Origin of the sequence: Arthrobacter sp. SD76 (assembly GCF_049726125.1) — a bacterium.
GTDB lineage: Bacteria > Actinomycetota > Actinomycetes > Actinomycetales > Micrococcaceae > Arthrobacter > Arthrobacter nitrophenolicus.
In genome coordinates this window covers 4,008,781-4,023,315 of the sequence record NZ_JBNBLR010000001.1, presented here as the reverse complement: position 1 = coordinate 4,023,315, position 14,535 = coordinate 4,008,781, and the positions used below count along the sequence as shown (strand labels likewise).

At 62.7% G+C, this 14,535-nt stretch carries 14 protein-coding genes and 3 pseudogenes; 14 read left to right on the top strand and 3 right to left on the bottom strand.

Going from position 1 to position 14,535, the window contains the following annotated elements; translation table 11 throughout:
- Positions 1–66: 66 nt before the first annotated feature.
- Complete coding sequence (locus tag ACPEE0_RS19520) at positions 67–276, bottom strand: hypothetical protein (RefSeq protein ID WP_424575114.1); 210 nt, start codon at positions 274–276, stop codon at positions 67–69.
- 11 nt (positions 277–287) lie between these two features.
- Between ACPEE0_RS19520 and ACPEE0_RS19515 the strand changes: the two genes are divergently transcribed.
- Positions 288–920 carry an acetate uptake transporter gene (locus tag ACPEE0_RS19515; protein ID WP_424575113.1) on the top strand — a complete coding sequence of 211 codons (633 nt, stop codon included), beginning with the start codon at positions 288–290 and terminating at the stop codon, positions 918–920.
- Positions 921–945: 25 nt separating this feature from the next.
- Here the strand turns inward: ACPEE0_RS19515 and ACPEE0_RS19510 are convergent.
- A pseudogene (locus ACPEE0_RS19510) lies at positions 946–1,098 on the bottom strand (formyltetrahydrofolate deformylase); the annotation flags it as partial.
- A 126-nt stretch (positions 1,099–1,224) separates the two neighbouring features.
- A pseudogene (locus tag ACPEE0_RS19505) lies at positions 1,225–1,436 on the bottom strand (recombinase family protein); the annotation flags it as partial.
- A gap of 386 nt (positions 1,437–1,822) precedes the next feature.
- Here ACPEE0_RS19505 and ACPEE0_RS19500 point away from each other — a divergent pair.
- From ACPEE0_RS19500 to ACPEE0_RS19440, 13 genes and pseudogenes are all read left to right on the top strand, one after another.
- On the top strand, positions 1,823–2,782 hold the full coding sequence (locus ACPEE0_RS19500; RefSeq protein WP_424575112.1) for a DUF6772 family protein: 960 nt from the start codon (positions 1,823–1,825) through the stop codon (positions 2,780–2,782).
- An 8-nt stretch (positions 2,783–2,790) separates the two neighbouring features.
- Positions 2,791–3,135 carry a hypothetical protein gene (locus tag ACPEE0_RS19495; protein WP_424575111.1) on the top strand — a complete coding sequence of 115 codons (345 nt, stop codon included), beginning with the start codon at positions 2,791–2,793 and terminating at the stop codon, positions 3,133–3,135.
- A gap of 177 nt (positions 3,136–3,312) precedes the next feature.
- Positions 3,313–4,713, top strand: coding sequence for an ABC transporter substrate-binding protein (locus ACPEE0_RS19490; protein ID WP_424575110.1), 1,401 nt, complete (start codon positions 3,313–3,315; stop codon positions 4,711–4,713).
- 39 nt (positions 4,714–4,752) lie between these two features.
- Positions 4,753–5,835, top strand: coding sequence for a LacI family DNA-binding transcriptional regulator (locus ACPEE0_RS19485; protein ID WP_424575109.1), 1,083 nt, complete (start codon positions 4,753–4,755; stop codon positions 5,833–5,835).
- On the top strand, positions 5,832–6,758 hold the full coding sequence (locus ACPEE0_RS19480) for an ABC transporter permease (RefSeq protein WP_424575108.1): 927 nt from the start codon (positions 5,832–5,834) through the stop codon (positions 6,756–6,758). Before ACPEE0_RS19485 ends, ACPEE0_RS19480 begins: the two co-directional genes overlap by 4 nt.
- The gene (locus ACPEE0_RS19475; RefSeq protein ID WP_424575107.1) at positions 6,758–7,642 is read left to right on the top strand and encodes an ABC transporter permease; all 885 of its coding nucleotides are present in this window, start codon (positions 6,758–6,760) and stop codon (positions 7,640–7,642) included. Before ACPEE0_RS19480 ends, ACPEE0_RS19475 begins: the two co-directional genes overlap by 1 nt.
- 4 nt (positions 7,643–7,646) lie before the next feature.
- A complete protein-coding gene (locus tag ACPEE0_RS19470; protein WP_424575106.1) occupies positions 7,647–8,669 on the top strand; it encodes an ABC transporter ATP-binding protein in 1,023 nt (340 codons plus the stop codon).
- Positions 8,670–8,732: 63 nt separating this feature from the next.
- Positions 8,733–9,647 carry an ABC transporter ATP-binding protein gene (locus tag ACPEE0_RS19465; RefSeq protein ID WP_424575105.1) on the top strand — a complete coding sequence of 305 codons (915 nt, stop codon included), beginning with the start codon at positions 8,733–8,735 and terminating at the stop codon, positions 9,645–9,647.
- A gap of 26 nt (positions 9,648–9,673) precedes the next feature.
- Complete coding sequence (locus tag ACPEE0_RS19460) at positions 9,674–11,185, top strand: FGGY family carbohydrate kinase (protein ID WP_424575104.1); 1,512 nt, start codon at positions 9,674–9,676, stop codon at positions 11,183–11,185.
- Positions 11,175–11,909: pseudogene (locus tag ACPEE0_RS19455) on the top strand (FGGY family carbohydrate kinase); the annotation flags it as partial. The gene ACPEE0_RS19460 and the pseudogene ACPEE0_RS19455, both read left to right, overlap by 11 nt.
- Positions 11,903–12,685, top strand: coding sequence for an FGGY-family carbohydrate kinase (locus ACPEE0_RS19450; protein WP_424575103.1), 783 nt, complete (start codon positions 11,903–11,905; stop codon positions 12,683–12,685). The pseudogene ACPEE0_RS19455 and the gene ACPEE0_RS19450, both read left to right, overlap by 7 nt.
- Positions 12,682–13,290 carry a histidine phosphatase family protein gene (locus tag ACPEE0_RS19445; RefSeq protein WP_424575102.1) on the top strand — a complete coding sequence of 203 codons (609 nt, stop codon included), beginning with the start codon at positions 12,682–12,684 and terminating at the stop codon, positions 13,288–13,290. Before ACPEE0_RS19450 ends, ACPEE0_RS19445 begins: the two co-directional genes overlap by 4 nt.
- Before the next feature lie 30 nt (positions 13,291–13,320).
- Positions 13,321–14,406, top strand: a complete 1,086-nt coding sequence (locus ACPEE0_RS19440; protein ID WP_424575101.1) for a 2-hydroxyacid dehydrogenase — start codon at positions 13,321–13,323, stop codon at positions 14,404–14,406.
- Positions 14,407–14,535 lie beyond the last annotated feature (129 nt).

Below are 14,535 nucleotides of genomic sequence, written 5' to 3'. Positions count from 1 at the left end.
GGACCGGGGATGGCTCTGCTGCCTCCGTAACTCCTATCGCGAATGCACGGCAGAAGTGCAAGTCTGCTAGACCTCGAACGCGTTGATGCCTGGACCCGTGTACAGCGTGCCAGACCAAGAAGAGCCGTACAGGGGGAAGAGTGGACTCGGACAGGACTGGCGGCTCCGCCAGAGAGTGGAGCGGCCGTGGCGGTCGCGGACGTAGGTGGGCAAAAGCTGTTCATGCAGGAACTCTTCGGTCGAGCCGTAGACCAGCACCATCACCAAGCCACTCAAAAAGGAGTTCAATGATGAACAACCCCGCCACCGCAACAAGATCCCGCCCCGCGGCCAGCCCAGTACCGGCCGCTGCCGGGGCCACGGTTTCCGCTGACCCTGCCGCCCTAGGCCTGGCCGCGTTCGCGTTGACCACTTTTGTCCTCAGCACATTCAACGCCGGTCTGTTGCCGGCCACAGTGGAACCCGTCGTTCTCGGCCTTGCCCTGTTTTACGGCGGCATCGCCCAACTCATTGCGGGCATCTGGGAATTAGCCAAAGGCAACACCTTTGGCGCGACGGCCTTCTGCTCCTACGGCGCGTTCTGGATGGCATTCTGGTATCTCGTGCAGTTCACGGACCTCTCCGCCGCGGGAAAGGACGCCGGCAAAGGCATCGGCGTGTTCCTCCTGGCCTGGGGGATCTTCACCCTCTACATGACTGTAGCCGCACGCCGGACAAACCGGGCCGTCTTCCTGGCATTCATCACCCTAACTCCGACGTTCTTCGCCCTTGCCATCGGCGCCTACACCGGCGCCGTCACCGTCACCAGAGTAGGCGGCTGGCTGGGACTCCTGACAGCTCTCCTCGCCTGGTACGCATCCTTCGCGGTCGTAAGCAACTCCACCCACCAACGCATCGTTCTGCCCGTCAACCCACGCTGACCCGTACCCCCACGCATAGGGCCACTTATCCGAGCACTACGGTTCTGTTGCCTTGGAGGATTACGGCCCTCTCAGTGCAACGGACGGCCTTGGTGAGGCCCTTGTATTCGGTGTCGCGCCCGGCGGCCACCAGGTCCTCGGGACCATAGGTGTGGTCCACTTCCACCGTCTGCCGGCTTGGTGTCCGGGGTAAGGGGCACGTGGAAGAAGGGGATGCGGGCCACATTCCTCGAGAGTGTGGTTGGAGACTACAGCTGCCAACCTCACCGGGCACCGACCACAGCGGCTCAAGGTGAAGTCTCAGGAGGCCTTCCTGACGTGGGTATTGGTACACCGTTTCCCGGCAGATGCCGTAGTCGCTGGCGAGGACGAAGTTGGGAACTCCACGGGCGGCCCGCTGGACCAGCCTGGCCGCCCGTTCCGGTGTGAGGGTCTTCTTACGCCGGCGGTAGGCTCCGCGCTGCTGGCCAGGGCGATGTCTTCTCGCTGCCGCTCCCTGGTCAGGGAGCGTGCGTATCTCATGCTGCCTCTGCTTCCTCTGGGTCGCCAGCTTCGACCGCTTCCAACACGCTCCTATGGTCTGGGACGGGATCGAGCCAGTCCGCGCCGGGGTGGTATTGAATCGGGTTCCGCCATGTCATGCTCTGCCGGGTTGAGAGGTGCCTATCAAGCGGTTCACGTCACAGAAGCCGCCACGTTTAGATACGAAGCGGAACAGTCCTTGGACCCGACAGCGACCGAGAAGACGACCGAGAGGGTTGGCAAAAAAGCCTTGACAGAGTGAAAATATGAACGTTATCGTGAACGTTATCATTCCGATCTTCCCCCAGAAAGGGGCATCAACATTAGCGTTATCGTGAACGTTAATGTTGGAGATCCAAAGGTCCTGAAACGGAGCCAACGTGAGTATTGATGTATCAAGTGAACTGGTGGACGCTCTGCGGAAATCCGCCGTCGCTGCAGACCCGGCGCTGTCCAAGTTCAACCCATTGCCCCGCATTTTGGTGCATGACGATTTCAACTCCGGCACCCACGGCTGGATAGAACTCATTGGTAACCATGACGAGCAGGGAAACCTGGACACCGTGGATGACCACATGCGTGACTTCCGCCCGCCGCAGTTGAGTTCCTGCAACTTCTTTGACGTCGGAACCCATGGCGCTATGTCCGGCACGTATGCCCTCAAGATTTCCACACGTCCGGAGGCCGGGCATACCGGGGTAGCCATTCGCAGGCTCACGATGGCCGGACGGGGCAAGGTGCAGTTCGAGACCTACCTCGCGTACAAGGCAGAGGCTCATTCAGAGGAAAACGGCGCCGCATATGAAGCAGGCAGCGGTGACTGGGACGCAAATTTCCACCCGTCGGAGCGGCAGTTCGGTGCGCTGACGATTGCCACGGACATTTGCGACGGGGTGCGTTATCACTGTGTGGCTCGTTACCTGAACACCAGCCTGGACAATAAGATCGTGCAGAAATGGGTTTACCCGTCAGTTCCGGAACCCACTCCCCGCGAGCACTTCGAAGGCAAGCTAAAGCTGCCGCGGACAGCCGATTTCACTGCGCCCAACCCGGAGGACTGGCACGAGTTCACCGAACGGCAGGAACTGTGCTTCAACGAGGTCCCTACGAAGGTGAACTGGCACTACGTCAGATGGGTCATCGACACAGAAACCCGCACCAATGTTGAACTGCAGGTCAACGACGAGATCTTCGACATGCGCGACGTTCCTGTACCCGCTTATGACGAAGAATATGGGTCGCTTGGCAATTTGCTCAATTTTTACGTGTCCGTCCGCACACACACTAACGTGCGCAATTTCGTTTATCTCGACTCAGTTCTCATCTCCGTTGATTGGTAGGCCAGCACATGAAACAGTCTTTTACCGCAGTCCTGGAACGGAATGCCACTCTTCGTGGGAATTTCAAGACGGAACCCTACGAGGTTGCATGGGCCAATGAAGCCCGCTGGTTCATCAACACCTTGGCCATCGAACCCGGAACAGCCATCAAGGCGCGGGTACAGATCTCACCCGACGGGCTGAACTGGTGTGACGTGGACGGCGAAGCGCAGACTGTGTCGGATACCGGGACCGTCAGTTGGACCACCTCGGAATTCGGGGGATGGCTTCGCCTCAATGGGGATATCGAATCGGGGGCGGAGGATTCGCAGGGCAGCGCCAAGGTGCAGATCTACCTGGCGCTCAAGGGCTAGGACAAACAGCAGCTACCTAACGAGGGAACAAAGATGTTCAACAGAACGCCCGGTGGGCTTGAGTTAAATCGACGGAATTTCATCTTTCTCACGGGCGCGGGGGCGGCTGCCACGTTCCTTGCATCCTGCGGGGTTGGGGGAGGAACCACTGCGGGGGCGGACCGTGCGCTGAAGGCCGTGTTCGGACAGCCCATCACGGACCTGGATCCGCATGCAGCCAACACGGCTGTGGACGAGGCATCACTGATCGCGAAATACCTGATCTTCGATACCTTGGTGCGGCGCAACGGCACGGCCATCGAGCCTTCGCTTGCCACTAAATGGGAGCAGCCCGACCCCACCACTTGGGTGTTCACCCTCCGCGAGGGCGTGAACTTCCACGACGGTACGCCGCTCACGCCTGACGATGTGGTGGCCTCGGTGAAACGCATTCAGGCGGTCACCTCGGCCCAGACCCCGCTGTGGAAACCAGTGGTCTCCGTGGAAGCCAGTGGACCCAACACCGTCACCTTCAAGACGGACAGCCCCCTGGGCACGCTGCCGGTAAACCTCACCCTGCTCTTCATCGTCCCGGGGAAAGCAGCGGACACCGCCGGATTCTTCACCAAGCCGGTGGGGTCCGGGCCGTACACGGTGGATTCCTTCGTCCCCTCCTCCGTGCTCAAACTCAAGCGGGCTGAGTCCTACTGGGGCGAGGCAGGGAAACAGCCTGATATTGAGATGCCGTACATCGCCGAGACCTCAAGCTCCATCACCTCACTTAGTACGGGTGAGGTTGACCTCCTGTGGCCCATTCCCGCTGACCAGGTCAAGGAAGTCGAAGCAATCGCGGAAGCAACAGTGGAGCGGATCCCCAGCTACGTCTACTACTTCAACTGGTTCAACTGCAGCCGCCCACCTTTCACCGATCCGCGAGTGCGCAGGGCCATGTGGCACGCGGTGGACATCGAAAAGATCGTTTCCACTCTTTACGGTGCGGGCGCGGAAGTGATGACAGCACCCATCCCGTCAACGGTATTTGGCTATGCCAGGCAGGAGCCCTATAAGTACGACCCTGACATGGCCAGCAAGCTTCTCAGCGAAGCCGGGATGCCTGACGGTTTCTCCACTTCATTGATGTGGTTCGCCGGGACTGGGCCGGCGGCCACGGAGCTTGCCCAGGCCATGATTTCGGACTGGGCGAAAATCGGGGTCAAAGTCGAGGCACAGAGCATCGAAAAGGCGCAGTGGCTGCAGCGGCTAAATTCGCTGGATTGGGACATGGACCTGCAGACGAACACGGTGACCACAGGGGATGCAGACTTTACGCTTGGCCGGCTGTACACCACGGCTGCCAACCGTCTGGGCTACTCGAACAAGGACCTCGACGCTGTGCTGGACAAGGCTCATTCGGTGGGGGACCAAGGTGAGCGCGAGAAGCTTTATGCCGAGGCCTGCAAGACTATCTGGGAGGATGCTGCCGGCATCTTCCCGGCAAGTATCATCACCGCCTACGGCCGCCGGAAAAAGCTTGAGGGCTTCGTCCCGGTCGCCAGCAACCAGCCGGACCTTTCCCGCGTATCCCTGAGCACAACGTAACGCCGGAAACCCAACCGGCGGAGACTGAAGAAGGTAACCGTGAGCAGTAACAGAGCAACGCTCAAGAAAGTGGCCGATACCTTAGGCCTTTCCGTCAACACAGTCTCCCGCGCCCTCGCGGGCAAGGACGCTGTCAAGGAAAGCACCCGCCAGCTCATCGAGAAGACGGCGGCTGACATGGGCTACGTGCCTAACTCCATGGCGAGGTCCCTGGTCCTGGGGAAAGCGATGACGATCGGGCTGGTCATCACCAACCCGTCAAACCCTTTCTATGCCCGGCTCATCAGCTCCGTCGAGGAACAATGCAGGAACCACGGGTACTCATTGCTGCTCTTCGCCACCGAAGAGAACCCTGCAAATGAGCGCACAGCGGTCCAAACCCTATACCGCTGGGGCGTGGACGGTGCCATAGTCGTCCCGTCCCAGCAGTCGGTGGAATCCTGGGAACTCCTGAAGCGCTACGACATTCCCATGGTCCTTATCAACCGCTACCTGGACGGTTTCGACTGCGACTTCGTCGGCGTCGATTACGAACAGGGCGCTTACGACGCCACCCGCCAGCTGCTCCAGACCAACGCCGAACGGCGCGTCTTCCTCCTGGAAGAGGACTTGGAAATCTCCACCGTCCGCTCGCGCATCAGCGGCTACGTCAGGGCCATGACCGAGGCCGGGCAGGGTCCCGAACGGCACCTGGTCCAGCGGGTCCCCACTAACAGGCTGGATTCAAGCACATTGCCGTGGGACCCCGCGGCCGCCTACCGTGCAGCGAACGACCTGATGGACCAATTTGTCCCGGGCACAGCGGTCCTGGTGGGCAACGACCACTTCGCCCTGGGAATCTACAAGGCTTTGGTGGAAGCCGGGCGGCGGATCCCCGAGGACATCGAAGTGTTCGGATACGGAAACCACCCCTTCTCTGCCTACATGCAGCCCCCACTGTCTACTATGGCCCTGCCGGCTGAATCGATCGGATCCTCGGCCGTGAACCTGCTGATGCAAAGGATTGACCGCACAGCTTCCTCGGACGAGGTGTCGCACATCATTACTCCAGCGGAAATGATCCTTCGCGAGTCAACGCGGCACCTCAATGGAGCCGTAATCTCCGCAGGAGCAACCAGATGAATGCATTTGTGGCCAAACGTATCTGGCAGACCCTGGTCCTGATTTTCGGTGCCGTCACCGTAGTTTTCATCGTGCTGCGCGCCATTCCTGGCGACCCCGCGCTGCTCATGGTGGGAGCAAACGCCACCCCTGCGGAAGTGGCACAAGTGCGGGTAGAGATGGGACTCACGGACCCGCTCTGGATCCAGTACTTCCAGCACATGTGGGATGTTCTGCGTGGTGATTTCGGCGAGTCGTGGCGGCTGGGCGGCGACGCCTTGGCCATCACGCTGTCCCGGCTGCCGGCCACCCTGCTGCTGGCATTTTACGCTTTCGTCCTTACCGTGGTCCTGGGCGTACCTCTGGGCATTTACTGCTCTCGGCGCCCCGGCTCAATCGCGGACAAGGTCATCTCCGTCATGTCCCTGACCGGCCAGGCCCTGCCCGCGTTCTGGATAGGCATCATGCTGATCCTAGTGTTCTCCCGGTGGCTGAATTGGCTCCCGGCCGTCCCGGACGGAACCATCAGGACCGCCATCCTGCCCGCGTTTACGCTAGCCCTTCCCTTTATCGGATGGCTTGCACGCCTGGTCCGGAACGGGGCACTGGAGGAAAGCAGCAAGGATTACGTTCGGACGGCCAAAGCCAAAGGGCTTGGCCAAGGCACCATCTTCTACGTCCATGTCATGAAGAACACCATGGTCCCCATTGTCACCGCCCTGGGATTTATCGTGGGCCACTTTATCGCGGACGCTGTCATCATCGAGAACGTCTTCTCCTGGCCCGGGATCGGCTCGCTCATGGTGGATTCCATCACCAACCGCGACTACTCCATCGCGGAAGCCACCGTCATCGCCATCACCGTCGCTTACGTCATCATCAACTTTGCCGTCGATCTGCTCTACTTCGCAGTGGACCCCCGAATCTCACCGGAGACAGCCTGATGTCAAACACATTGACCGCCGCCTCGCCGGCGAAGACGCGGACCACTCGCCGTAAATTCTTCCTCAGTCCACTGACAGCTGCCGCTGCCCTGGTCCTTTTGCTGTTCGTCGTGGCCGGACTGTTCGGCAGCTTCCTCATCCCTTACGACGGCGTCAACACGAGCGTGGCGGACAGGCTGCTGCCTCCGGGTGGCCGGCTCAGCAACGGCACAGTTGCACTGCTGGGTACGGACCAGTTGGGCCGGGACATGCTCGCCCAGATCGTGGCGGGCAGCAGGGTGTCCCTGACTGTCGCCTTCGCCACGATCGCGATCGCAGGAGCAGTTGGACTGGTCCTGGGCGTCACTTCAGGTTTCTTCGGGGGTAAATGGGACGCGTTCATTTCGCGGCTGGGCGACATCCAGTTGGCCTTTCCCTCCATCCTGCTGGCCATCCTCCTGGCCGGCGTCCTGGGGCCAAGCCTGATCAACGTGATCCTTGCCCTCGCCATTACGCGCTGGGTGATCTTTGCCAGGGTAGTCCGGGCTTCCGCCTTATCCACCCGCAGCCTCGATTTCGTGGATTCGGCGCGCGTACTGGGAGCATCGAATACGCGCATCCTGCTCAAATACATCATCCCGTCGTGCTGGCAGCCGTTGATTGTGGCAGCAACCGTCCAGGTGGGGCTCACCATGGTGGCGGAAGCCTCCCTCAGCTTCCTGGGCTTGGGCGTGCCCCTCTCCGACGCCTCGTGGGGCGCCACGATCGCCAACGGCCGCGATCACCTTGCCAGTGCCTGGTGGATCGCAACCCTGCCGGGACTCGCCCTCGCCCTGGTGGTTGTCTGCGTCGGCATTCTTGGTGACGCCTTCCGCGACCGCTCCGACCTGCTCAAGAACGGATAGGACCATGACTGCCGAAAAATCAACGGGCAAACCGCCGCTGCTGCAGGTTTCCGGATTATCCATCGACTTCCAGGGCGACGGCGAAGCTGTGAAAACAGTGTGTGATGCCAGCTTTTCAGTCGAGGAAGGCAAGACACTGGCAATTGTGGGTGAGTCCGGCAGCGGAAAGACCCTCACCTCCCTGTCCATGCTCGGATTACTGCCGCCGCGGGCCGGAATCTCGGCCGGGAGCATCAAGTTCCGCGGCCAGGAACTCATCGGCCTCTCCGAACAGGAGTGGCGCTCCATCCGCGGGCAGCAGATATCGATGGTGTTCCAGGACCCGATGTCTGCCTTGAACCCGGTGATAACGGTGGGGGAGCAGATCGCGGAAATGTTCGTGCGGATCCGCAATATGCGCCGGCCGGAGGCGCGCGATCAAGCATTGGCGCTCATGAAGGAAGTCGGCATTCCGGATGAAACCAACAGATACAACAACTACCCGCACCAGTTCTCCGGCGGCATGCGCCAGCGCGTTGTCATCGCGATTGCCCTGGCGCTGCAGCCCAGCCTGATCATCGCCGATGAACCAACGACTGCGCTGGACGTCACCGTGCAGGCCCAGGTCCTCCGTCTCCTCCGCCAGCGCTGCCAGGCACGCGGTATGGCGATGATCATTGTCAGCCACGACCTCGGCGTTGTGGCGAGGTCCGCGGACGCGGTGGCGGTCATGTACTCCGGCCGCATCGTGGAGTTCGGCTCGGTTGAACAGGTCTTTACCCGCCCTGCCCACCCTTACACCAAGGGCCTCATGGCGGCGACACCTGAACGGTCAGGTCAACGACGGGCGGTGCCCATCCCCGGGCATCCCCCCGACCCCCGCAGCCGCCCTCAGGGGTGCGACTTCAATCCAAGATGTCCGTTCGCCACCGACGAATGCACGGCGTCCGTTCCCGAATTACGGGCTATAGGATCTGGCCGCACCGTCGCCTGCCACCACGCTGAACGAGTCCAGTCCCTCACCTCCACGGGAGCCACCCATGTCTGAGAACGCCGCACTCCTGGACGTATCCGGCCTGGTGGCCGGATACCAGGTCAAGTCAGTATCCTGTTGGGCAAGAAAAGGTCCGTCCACGCCGTTTCCGGCATAGACCTGACTTTGGCCCGCGGTGAGACGCTCGGAATCGTGGGCGAATCCGGGTGCGGCAAGTCCACCCTCGCAAGGACTCTTGTAGGGCTGCTGAAGCCGCTCTCCGGAAGCATCCACTTCGATGGCCGCGACGTTCGTTCCCTCCCGGCCAAGGAAGCACGGCCGGCGCGTCGGCATATCCAGATGGTCTTCCAGGACCCGTTCTCCTCCCTAAACCCGCGGATGCGCGCCGGGGAACTGATCTCCGAAGGATGGGAGATCCACCCGGGGATCGTGGACCGGAAGGATTGGGCACAGGAAATCAGCACCTGCCTGGAACGGGTTGGCCTGCGCCCGGAACACGCTGACCGGTATCCGCACCAGTTCTCCGGCGGCCAGCGCCAACGGCTCTGCATCGCCCGCGCATTGGCGTTGAAACCGCAGGTGATTGTCTGCGATGAGGCAGTGTCGGCCCTGGATGTCTCCATCCAGGCGCAGATCCTGAACCTATTGGAGGATCTGCAGCGCGAATCCGGCATCTCCTACATCTTCATCTCCCATGACCTCGGCGTCGTGCGCCACATTGCCCACAGGGTGGCTGTGATGTACCTCGGAACAATCGTGGAAACAGGCGATGCAGACCGGGTGTTCACCAATCCCCGGCACCCATACACCAAGGCCCTCCTTTCCGCAGCACCGAGCATGGATGACTGGATGAAGAGAGAGGACACGGAAATCATCCTCAAAGGTGATGTGCCGTCACCGCTCTACCCGCCCACAGGATGTCGGTTCCGGACCAGGTGCTGGAAGGCGCAGGACCGCTGCGCAACCGAGCCGCCCGCCCTGGAACTGCGGTCCGGCGAGGATGCGGTTGCCTGCCACTTTCCGCTCGCCTGAACCCTTAGTCCCAGGAAGGACATCCCATGGCCATCATCAGCGTCGATGTCGGAACATCCGTGATCAAAGCCGTCGCGTACGGCTCCGACGGCAAGGAACTCGGCCTCGCCCGGCGGGCCAGCACCGTCTTGCGCGAGCGGCCTGGCTGGGCTGAGCAGGACATGCAGGGAGTGTGGAACGCGGTTGCCTACACCCTCGCTATGGTGGCGCGGCAGGCCGGTGAACCGGTCGAGGCCATTTCCGTCACCGGCCAGGGTGACGGCTGCTGGCTGGTGGATGCAGCGCTGCAACCCACAGGCAACGCCATATTGTGGAACGACGCCCGCGCCAGCGGAATAGTGAGTTCTTGGACCTCTGCGGGGCTAGAAGAGGAAGTTTTTGCCATCAGCGGCACGCGGACTTTCGCCGGGCTTCCGCACGCGATCATGGCCTGGCTACGGGAAAACGACCCCGCACGGCTGGCACGGTCACGATACTCGCTCAGCTGTAATGGCTGGGTATTTTCCCGCCTCACCGGAACAGCCGCCATCGACGAATCGGATGCCGCGGCCCCTTTCCTGGATGTCAGCCTCCGAACGTACAGCCCCAAGACCTTGGCGCTTCTCGGTATCGGTTGGATGGAACAGTACCTGCCACCACTCCTGTCCGACGACGCCCGCATCCGGCCCCTCAGCACCGACATGGCCGTCACCCTTGGCTTGCCTGCAGGCATCCCCGTGGTGTTGGCTCCCTACGACATCGTGGCCACGGCGATCGGCGCGGGAACAGTTTCCCCGGGAAGCGCATGCACCATCCTGGGGACCACGCTCTGTACGCAGACAATCGTCCAGCAGCATCCCTCCGGCACCTCCGTGGCAGGGGCGACCATCCCCATCGGACCGCCGGGACATTACCTGCGGGCCTTTCCCACCCTCGCAGGGACCGAAGTCCTGGCGTGGGCTGCCGCGCTGCTGGGGGTAGATGGTGCTGCGGCCGTATGCAACCTGGCTACCCAGGCGCCGCCCGGTGCAGACGGGCTGGTCTGCCTTCCCTACCTGTCGCCCGCGGGGGAGCGGGCCCCCTTCCTGGACCACCAGGCACGCGGCATGCTCCTGGGACTGTCCTTTGAACACAGCGCCGCCCACGTGGCCCGCGCCGTGGTGGAAGGCCTCAGCTTTGTGATCCGTGACTGCCTCGAAGCTTCCGCCATCGCCCCGACCGAACTGCGGCTTTGTGGCGGCGGAGCAAACAGCGACGCCTGGTCGCAAATCATTGCCGATATCGTGGGCGCCCCAACCGTTCGTCCGGCCGCGGCGGAAGTAGGTGCCGTGGGCGCGTTCATGGTGGCCAGGGTAGCGCTGGGAGCAGACCCTGACCTTCCGAGTGCGGCACGGACCTTTGCCAGGGAGCGGGACTTCTTCGTACCCGGGCCACAAAGCAACGAATACCAGGCGGCATTTGCCGGTTTCCAAGAGCTGAAGGACTTGGCGGGCCAGACCTGGCCCCGGCTCGCATCGATGCGGGGCCCACGACTGAAGGGCCTGGCCAGTGCGTCGTGACACGGGAGTTCGCGCGGAGGACTGCTGGATCGGGATCGACCTGGGCACCCAAAGCGTGCGCGCCCTTGCCGTCACGGCTGCCGGAAAGGTCATCGGTTCCGGGCGGCGACCACTGCAAAGCCGCCGTGACGGAGCACGGCACGAGCAGGATCCCCACCAATGGTGGGAAGCAGTGGCCGGCGCCTGCTCCCAGGCCACGGCTGACCTGCACGGCACCGTCAGGGGCGTGGCCGTTGACGCCACCTCCGGAACCATCCTGCTCGCCGGGCGCCAAGGGACCCCGCTGAGTCCGGCACTCATGTACGACGACACCCGGGCCGTCGCGGAAACCGACCATGCCAACGAGCTCGGGCACCCGCTCTGGACAAGGCTGGGTTACCAGAGGATGCAAAGCTCGTGGGGATTGCCCAAAGCCTTGTGGCTGCTCACGAACACGGTTGCGGACCAACCCCCAAGAGTGCTGCATCAAAGCGATTTCATCAATGAAATGCTCACGGGAACCAGGACAGCCACTGACCTCAGCAACGCGCTCAAGACCGGATGCGACCTGCTCACAGGCACCTGGCCGCAGGATCTGATGACCGCCCTCGGCATCCCGGACGGCGTGCTTCCCGACCTCACACTGCCGGGCACAGTTATCGGCCAAATTTGCCCTGCAGCGGCCGAAGCCACCGGCATACCGGCAGGTACCAGGGTGGTCGCCGGGATGACGGACGGATGTGCCGCGCAACTCGGATCCGGGGCACTGGCTCCCGGATCGTGGAACTCGGTCATCGGAACCACCCTCGTCATCAAGGGCGTGACGCAGGAACTGCTCCACGACCCCGACGGAGTCGTCTACTCGCACCGGGCCCCCGGCGGGGGCTGGCTTCCGGGAGGAGCGTCAGGAACCGGAGCCGGATACCTGGCGCAGCGGCTACCCGGAGCAGACCTGAATGCGTTATCCGTGGGCCTCCCGGCACATACCCCGAGCAAGAGCATTGCCTACCCGCTGGCGTCGGCGCAGGGAGAGAGGTTCCCCTTCGTTGCACCCAGGCCGAGGCCTTCATCCTGGATCAGGAACAGGACCAGGATGACGCCGGACTCTATGCCGCAGCAGTCCAAGGCATCTCCTTCATCGAACGGCTTTCCTTTGACCATCTACATCGCCTGGGGGCCGCAATGGACGGGCCACTGGTCCTCACTGGAGGAGCCGCCCGCAGCCGCGAATGGTCGCAACTGCGGGCCGACATCCTGGCCCGCCCCGTCACCCTGGTGGAAAACGCGGAACCCGCGCTGGGCATGGCCATCCTGGCCGCTTCAGCAGAACTGGGACCGCTCCCCGCCACGGCCGAGGCCATGGTCCACGTGCAGGAGGTCATCGATCCCCGTCCGCAGGCTACGGCGACGTTCATGGAAACCTACCTCCGGCTCATCCAGGAACTCCACTCCAGGGGATGGCTCGGGGACGGCCTGGCCGCCCACGCGGCGCACAACACACAGAAAGTCTTCACCGCATGACACGCATAATCCTGGCCAGGCACGGCGAAAGCATCTGGCACCGAGAGAACCGTTACGCTGGCACCACTGATATCCCCCTCACGGCGACCGGGCGGGCCCAAGCGGATGCCCTGGCGGCTTGGGCCGGCCAACAAAACCTTGCTGCCGTCGTCGCATCCGGCATGGGCCGTTCCGTTGAAAGCGCAAAACCAAGCGCCGCTGCATCTGGCCTGGAGCTCGCAACCGACGCCCGGCTGAAGGAACTCGACTTTGGACAGGCCGAAGGGCTCACAGCGGATGAGATCAGGGTAAAGCACCCCCGGCACTACCAGGCCTTCCTCGCCGACCCTGCCCTGAACCCGCTTCCGGGCGGGGAGCGGCCCTGGGACGCTGCTGCCCGGGGGCTCGCTGCGCTGGCGGACCTGCGAAGCTCCCACCCCGACGGCCGTGTCCTCGTCGTTGCCCACTCCACCCTCATCCGGCTGGTTCTTTGCAGCCTCCTGGGCCTCCCCCTGAGGGACTACCGGAGGGTCTTCCCCAAGCTGGACAACTGTTCCTTGACTGAAATCCGGCTTTCACCCGCAGGCGTCTCCCTCCTTCAGTTCAACGCACCACTGCAACCCTGACGACTTCCAGCACATGAACCGAGGCATCCTTTGACCAAAATACTCACCGCCGGTGACCACTTTGTCCTCAATTCGCTCCTCCAGGAGGCCCTTGTACGCCACGCGCCCACGGCCGTCGAGGTCAGTGAACTGACCCTTCCATGGCCCGTGGAGCCGTTCCACCCCGTTGGCGAGGTTGATGAGGCCTCCGGCACGGAGGATGAGCTGATCGAGGCCCTCCAGGGAGTCCAAGTGTGCCTGACGCAGATGGCCCCGCTGACCGAGCGGGTACTCCACGAGTGCCCCGACTTGCGGCTCTTTGCGATCACCAGGGGAGGCCCGGTCAATGCCAATATCCCCGCCGCCACCCAACACGGGGTGGCTGTCACCTCCGCCCCGGGCCGGAACGCAACTGCCACCGCCGAGCACACGGTTGCCCTGCTGCTGGCCGCCGTCCGCCAGGTACCGCAGCGGAACTCCGAACTGCTGGCGGGGGAATGGCGCAGCGACTACTACCGGTACCAGGATGTCGGTCCGGAAATCCGTGGGGCCACTGTGGGCCTGGTAGGGTACGGCGCCATCGGGTCCCGGGTGGCAGGCATACTCAACGGATTCGGCGCGCGGATCCTAGTGTTCGATCCCTTCCTCCAGCCAGGCGCACTCCCCGAGTCCGCGCACCAGGCCGGGTCGCTGGAGGAACTCCTGGCCGCCGCGGACATCGTGACGCTCCATGCCCGGCTGACAGCGGCAACCACAGGGCTGATCGGGGCCAGGGAATTAGCAGCGATGCGCCCTGGATCCATCCTGATCAACGCTGCCAGGGGAGCATTGGTGGACTACGACGCTCTCTGCGATGCCCTGGAAGCAGGCCATCTCTTCGCAGCCGGCTTGGACGTCTACCCGGCCGAACCCCTTCCCGCCGCTTCGCGCTTGAGAACCATCCGCTCCGTGGTGATGACACCTCACCTCGCGGGGGCCAGCAAACCCACAGCACACAAGGCCGCCGATATCGGCGCTTCCGAGGTGGGAAGGTTCCTGAGGGGTGAGGCGCTCCAGCACTGCTCTAACCCCAGGCGCTTACCTCCCGGATGTCCTAGTCCGCCACCTGCCCGCCACGCCTTGGACCCCAACCGTTAACGACTCCCTTCAAAACTGAAGCGGACTTCACGACCCAGAAAAAATGAACGTTTCCGCGAACGCTCACCTCACCGGCAGCTCCAGTTACTTATCCGATAATCCAATCCGAACCAACCGAAGGAAAAGATA